Here is a 1891-nt window from a genome sequence, read left to right on the forward strand (position 1 = left end):
TTAATGACTTCACTTTGAAGTACACTTTCCCTTCAAGTTTGTTGCGTGCTTCTAGCGTCTCAAACACCTGCCCAAATTTGTAGTGCTGCACCGTACCACGGGCTTCGATATAGGTACCGTCTGACTTGCGTCGGAATTTTACGATGGGTGTCTTTTTAAATTTCGAAAGAAGCCTTTTCACTTGATAATGTGAGTGGTGCACTTGGAACTTGAATTCGGGTTATTTAAAGATAGGCGACACTCAGTTTTTTATCAAATTTAAGATGGGTGTCTTCTTAAAATTTGGACCAGAAAGTCGATAGATGCGACCACCAAGGTCAAATAGGCGTGACCAAAAATTCGGCGAAACGTGACCAGAAATAGAAAAGCCCCAGCACTTGCTGGGGCTTTGGATTAGATGTCTATTCTAATGTTATTTGACACTGCAATTGAAGAAAACCAACTTCACCTTACCAACTGACTATGCATTATTGAAAAATCCACTGTACTTACATGAACTTCCACGCCAACACTGTTACCGCTTCCCCTTTGACTATTTTTTGTATTTTTGTCCATAAATACAATGATATATTCATCTGAATTAGTATTAACAGTGATATGGTAGTCAAGCAGACTTAGCTCATACCCCTCTAATATTTTTACAGCCACCGTCAAAGCTCTTAATTCTCCACCAGATATTTTAATAACCCTCTCCATTTTATCTTCCTTTGTAACATCACAAACACCTGTAAATGAAATAAAAAAACTCAATAACACAATTACTCTAATATATACCTTCACCTTAATTCCCCTTAAGCCCATAAACAATATTTTTATATGGATCAAAAGCTAGTAATCTTCCACTAGGAGTCCCTAGGTATCCTCTATAAATCCCCCCAATACTTGCATCATTTCTAATACCATTTAAGTCTGGAGTAGAGAAATTATCTGAATTAAAATGATCACGTTTAGGGTCGCTTGTTCTTATCGCCTGACCTGTTTTACGATTATATATAGAGTAATCACCGTGTGTATGATAATCACCCACAACAATAGCAGCCTCAGGCACTAACGCTAAAGATTTGTTTAAGTCAAAACCTTGATCAGTTCCTTGCAAAGGTGTCGTATAATGATACTCTCCATCTTCCACATAAATAATGCCCCCATATTCTAGATTATCTTTTATTGACTTTTTATTCGCAATTTCTAATGCCTCTCTTGCTTTTAAATCTTGTTTGCTCAGAGTGACTTGAGATTCTGATGGAGCTTCAGAAGAATTTAATTGGTGGTTTCTTTTTCGCCACTTACCACCACCCCAATCAGCCCTCAACGCTGCTGCAAAAGCCGCACTAAAAGCGCCATTAGCAAACTTGCCACCGGTCACTTTTGAAACTGTCCCTCCTACAATAGCACCGACTAAAACCTGGCCAACCGGGTTCCGAATTCCTCTACCAATTCCACCTGCGGCAGCGCCTAATCCTGCGGAAAAGAAGCCATGGCCAAAATTTCCCCCCATTAGCTTAGAAGTCGCACCACCAATCACTGCACTAGCAGCAATCGCCCCTATACCTTCTCCACCTGGCATTGCGGCTGCTGAAAAGCCTGCTAATAAGCCTTTATTCAGGCTGCCTGTAACAGCAAAGGTAGATCCCGCACTATATGCCGCCGTTGCAGCAGCGGCATAATAAGCACATGACACCCATCTTAATTTATACCACAACTACACCTCGACATATCTCAAAGCAGAAACAAACCACTAAAAATTGCTCAATTCGCTTTGAACCCTTGATAAATTGCTTAACTTGATAACTTAGCTGGGATTTCAGACATGGCTAACCACGTAACTTTTAAAAATCACGTTAAAATTGGGGTGTTAATGTATATTAAGGACTAAGCGAATAACGCACTACAC

General features: G+C 40.1%; 3 protein-coding genes. All 3 read right to left on the reverse strand.

What is annotated here, in order from left to right:
- On the reverse strand, window positions 1-202 hold a 202-nt coding region (locus A7985_RS26780; protein WP_218061310.1), incomplete at its 3' end, for a hypothetical protein.
- A 242-nt stretch (window positions 203-444) separates the two neighbouring features.
- Window positions 445-780: a hypothetical protein gene (locus A7985_RS25330; RefSeq protein ID WP_065793150.1), complete on the reverse strand. Its 336-nt coding sequence runs from the start codon at window positions 778-780 to the stop codon at window positions 445-447.
- 1 nt (window position 781) lies between these two features.
- The gene (locus A7985_RS25335) at window positions 782-1699 is read right to left on the reverse strand and encodes a DUF4329 domain-containing protein (RefSeq protein ID WP_141685453.1); all 918 of its coding nucleotides are present in this window, start codon (window positions 1697-1699) and stop codon (window positions 782-784) included.
- Between the last annotated feature and the right edge of the window lie 192 nt (window positions 1700-1891).

It is taken from the genome of Pseudoalteromonas luteoviolacea, from assembly GCF_001696455.1.
Lineage (GTDB): Bacteria > Pseudomonadota > Gammaproteobacteria > Enterobacterales > Alteromonadaceae > Pseudoalteromonas > Pseudoalteromonas luteoviolacea_C.